3 protein-coding genes are annotated in these 4,002 nt (G+C 54.0%); all 3 read right to left on the bottom strand.

Annotated elements, in window-relative coordinates:
* Positions 1 to 37: 37 nt before the first annotated feature.
* The 3 genes from G3436_RS25515 to G3436_RS25505 all read right to left on the bottom strand — a co-directional run bounded on the left by G3436_RS25515 (position 38) and on the right by G3436_RS25505 (position 3,875).
* Entirely contained in the window at positions 38 to 571 is a 534-nt protein-coding gene (locus G3436_RS25515) for a hypothetical protein (RefSeq protein WP_163950949.1), read from the bottom strand.
* 131 nt (positions 572 to 702) lie between these two features.
* On the bottom strand, positions 703 to 1,374 hold the full coding sequence (locus G3436_RS25510; protein WP_243667323.1) for an RHS repeat domain-containing protein: 672 nt from the start codon (positions 1,372 to 1,374) through the stop codon (positions 703 to 705).
* Positions 1,371 to 3,875, bottom strand: a complete 2,505-nt coding sequence (locus G3436_RS25505) for an RHS repeat protein (protein WP_338001323.1) — start codon at positions 3,873 to 3,875, stop codon at positions 1,371 to 1,373. The genes G3436_RS25510 and G3436_RS25505 overlap by 4 nt, the downstream gene beginning before the upstream one ends.
* Positions 3,876 to 4,002 lie beyond the last annotated feature (127 nt).

The following is a 4,002-nucleotide window of genomic DNA, read 5'->3' as shown; positions in this document are numbered from 1 at the left end:
GGAGGGACCGGGCAGGCGTTGTTCGTAATGCAAAATATCAGGCGCTACTCAGATGACTTATCTGAAAGTCTTTGCATAAAATTGCAAGTTCGGCGCCTTGGCTTGGCTCTAAATAGATAAGCTTAATATTTCCGTTCAGTAGAGATGCTGTGAGTTCGTCCAATTTGCTGTTGGTGAGAAATGAGGCGGCGTCGGAAAGGCTTGTCAGCCATTTCATGGTCTCTCTAATGGCTTGTTCTGATACCGAGTTTCCATCAAAAATAATAGCGCGAGATATTATGTTGTGAGGCGTGAAGTCTGTCACTCTATAGTGCGAACATTGCTCGAATAATAATTCAAGCGTGATGTTTTCAGTTGTTTTTACTACTACTTTCAAGCGTGCAGGGGTAGTCGCGGCGTCTATGCAAATTATTTCTGCATCATGCAGTTTTTTTAGATTTTCATACGGCATTTGATGGCTCTCAGTAATCAGTTGATGGGTCGTATGGGCGAGCACTCGTGCCTCGAACGGGTCCGCCATTACTGTCACGTCCCCATTCGTGAACGTGGGGGATTCCTTGTCCGTGGTCATGGTCCCAGTCCACATCTTTGGTGGGAAGGCCGTCCGAGCCATACCACCGCTCTTGGCCGCTTCCCGGGTTTACAAATTTCGAGCCAGGCTCACCTGTATTGGGCGTCTTGGAGGGCCTTTGTGCTTTATCATTATTTTTTTTCAGGTGATTTAGTCGAATCTTTCGGAGGGCTATGTCCACTTGAGCTTTCGCTAGCTTTTTGCCATTGAGACGACCTATCAATATCTGAGCCAGGGAAGGAAAGAGGGCCGATGCTGACGTCCCCTTGACCGTGTTGGCTAAAACCGTTCAAAGCAGTTTGAATCGTCAATGTTGCGCTAAGGGCTGTCAGAGCATAGACCATTGCCACAAGCAGGTGTGCATAACGTCCGTCTGGATCAACATACTTATAGGGATTATTGTTAGCGTAGGTGTAACGATTAAAACTGTGGAGGTTCTCTATCTGAAAGTCGACTGGATCAACTCCCATGAACCGTCCTAACACCGGATTGTAATAGCGCGCCCCCATGTACGAAAGACCAGTACCGTCATCATGCGCCTTCCCATGGAAGCCGATGGTGTTAGCGCTGCTGGCCGCCGACCGGGTCAGCTTCTCGCCATACGGCTTGTAGTTTTCCCTCCACAGCAGATTGCCTGCCGGGTCTGTAGCGGCCAACGGGCTACCAGAAATGTCGTTGTGGAAGTAGGTCACGGTGTCGGCAATGGCAGAGTTGGTCATCGTCAGAGCGAGCATCGTCGCACCGACCTTCCTCCCCAGTTTCTTCAAAGCGTCCATGCAGAGTTCTCCTTTGTACTCGCTCATGGGCTCACCCGCTGTGCAATGCGCTTGTCACCCAGGTACAGATATTCGGTCAACCTGGCGCCATCCAGTTCGATCAGTTGCTTGCCCTTGGAATCATGCATCTCGTAGACCTTGGCACTTGCTTTGGTCACGCTGCTGCGGTGGTTGAGACCGTCGTAGCTGTACTCGACCTTGCTTGCCGGATTTGCGCAGTTGATGCATACCAGATTAGGTACGCCGTCATACGCGTAGGTCGTACCCTGGCTACTGCTGATATTGCCGTAGGCGTCATAGCCGTAGCTGCTGGCGCGTAGGCCGCTGACGGCGCTCAGACGGTTCTGTGCGTCGTAGCTGTAGTTCAGGGTGGACGAGCCGAGCGTCTGCTTGAGAATGTTGCCGCCGCCGCTGTAGGCGATGCTGCCTTCACCCCAGAAGCCGGCGACGTTCGTCAGGCGGTTGATGTTGTCGTAGCCTAACGTGCGATTGAACGCACTGTCAGTGGTATCGCCAATCGTCAGCAGGTTACCGGTACCGTCATAGGTGTAGCTGCTGTCCAGATACAGACTGCCCCCAGTTTTCTGGGTACTGAAAGTTGCCGGCCACAGGCGCGGGTTCTGCCCGTACTGGGTTACCGTGCCGTTGGCATAGGTGATCTGCTGGATAAGCCCACTCGGCCAGTATTTGATACCGCTGACATAGCCGCTGACGATTGTCGGGCGGCCGAGGGCATCAGGGGCGTAGTTCACCACTCGGCCAGATTGCGGGTAGGTCACGCTACTGAGCTGGTCCAGACCGTTGTAGGCGTATTTGGCGGTAAAGCTCTTGCCGTCGAGTGCGAGCGTCTCCTGAATCAGGTTGCCGGCCGCATCGTAGGCGAAGCTGCGATTGCCGCCGGTTGCGTTGCTGGTCAGCAGCTTGCCGTTCTTGTTGTAGGTGTTGGTCACCGCGGGCGTGGTGCCTGGGTACGCCACCGAGGTGAGGCGGTTCTGGCCATCGTACGTATAGCGAGTGATACCGGAGGTGCCGACGGCACGCGTGGTCATGTTGCCGGCGATATCGCGACCGTAGGTTGTCACGCCGGTTTCCGGGTTGGTGACGGAGACCAGGTAGCCGTTGGCATTGTAGGCATAGCTGCGTGTAAGGCCGGCTTGGCTCACGGCAGTGACCTGATCGCGGGTATTGCGGGTGAGGGTCACGTTAGCGGCCGGGTCGGCTGCGGCAATCGCCATCAGGTGTCCTTGCTCCGGGTCACCGTAGATCCTGTAGGTGGACTTGGTGACCTTGCCGCGCTCATCGGTAACGGCCTTGGTGCCGGGGCCGTAGACGGTGGTCTGGAAGGTGCCGTCGGCGTTGGTCACACGCGTGACGCGGCCGAGTGCATCGTATTGATAGCGGGTACCCGTTGCGGCCCCAGGATGTGAAACAAAGGTGCGGCGACCCCGCGCGTCGTATTCGTAGCGCGTTGTAATGCCACCAAGTGTCACGCTGGCTACTCGGCCGAACGGTTCGTATCGGGTGGTTTCAATCAGCGCACCACGGCTGGCAATCTGGCTTGTTGGAGTGTAGGTGATGGTCTTGACGACGCCCGAAGGTGGTGTCATAGACTTCACTCGGTTGAGTCCATCATAGGTGTAGCGGGTGAGTTTGCCTTCGCCGTTGGTTTCGCTGGCGATGTTGCCAGCATTGTCGACTACGCGGGCCAGGCTGATGCCTTCTGGCTGTACTTCGGCTTGCGGGATGCCGCGCTTGTAGTTGCTGTAGGTATAGAGGCGATTACCCGGCTCCGTCTTACTGGCGAGGTTGCCCTGTGGATCATAGGTGTAGCGCGTTACTACACCATCGCGATTGATCGCCAAGACTTTGCCCTTGGTGTCAAAAGTACGAGTGACAGAGCTACCGGGAAAGGTTTCATCTTTGAGGCGACCGATAATCCATTTGTTGGGATCGTTGTAATAGGTCATCGTCGTGGTACGACTGCCACCATTTGGTCCGGATTCACTACGCGTGCCTGGATTACCATAGATATCGTAGTTTTTATACGTAGTGGTGTATACCGCGCCCTCAGAAGTAATGATCTTGGTCGCTACATCGGCAGCCCAGACTTTTTTATCGGACACTAGACCGCCATCAATCAGGATGTACCAAGACCCGTCAATTTCACGCGGTGAATACGTGTAGGATTCGCTACTGCCGTCAGGCCGAGTCAGCCCAATCAACTGGCCAACTTTCCACGCATTATTTTCATAGGGAAGCGGCGGAAGGGTCCCCGAGATTTTGTTTTTTATTTTATGACCTGCGGACATGAACGTATATAGTGTTGTCCCTTCCGGTCCCACCATGCGGGTAGTATCAAGCTGCCCAGCTTCTCCACGAACATAGTTGTACTTCCATTCTCCGCCAGTGGATAGAGTTCGCTTGACTATGTGTTCGCGCCGAATATGCATCGGGTAACCGGTTATGTTTCCACCCGCACCAGATTGAAGGCTTTTTCCGATATTCATGAAGCCATATTGATACGTCACGTTCCACCGGTTGGAAAGGTGATTCCAATAATCTTGCGAGCAGCCATCGTTTCAGGTGTCAAGGGCGTGATGGTTTCTGCTGCATACATACCTGTAGTTTTGAAGGCGCCTGCCTGGTAGTGGTATT

The sequence above is a fragment of the Pseudomonas brassicae genome, from assembly GCF_010671725.1.
In the GTDB taxonomy this organism is placed as follows: Bacteria; Pseudomonadota; Gammaproteobacteria; order Pseudomonadales; family Pseudomonadaceae; genus Aquipseudomonas; species Aquipseudomonas brassicae.
This window is presented reverse-complemented; position numbering and strand designations above follow the sequence as displayed.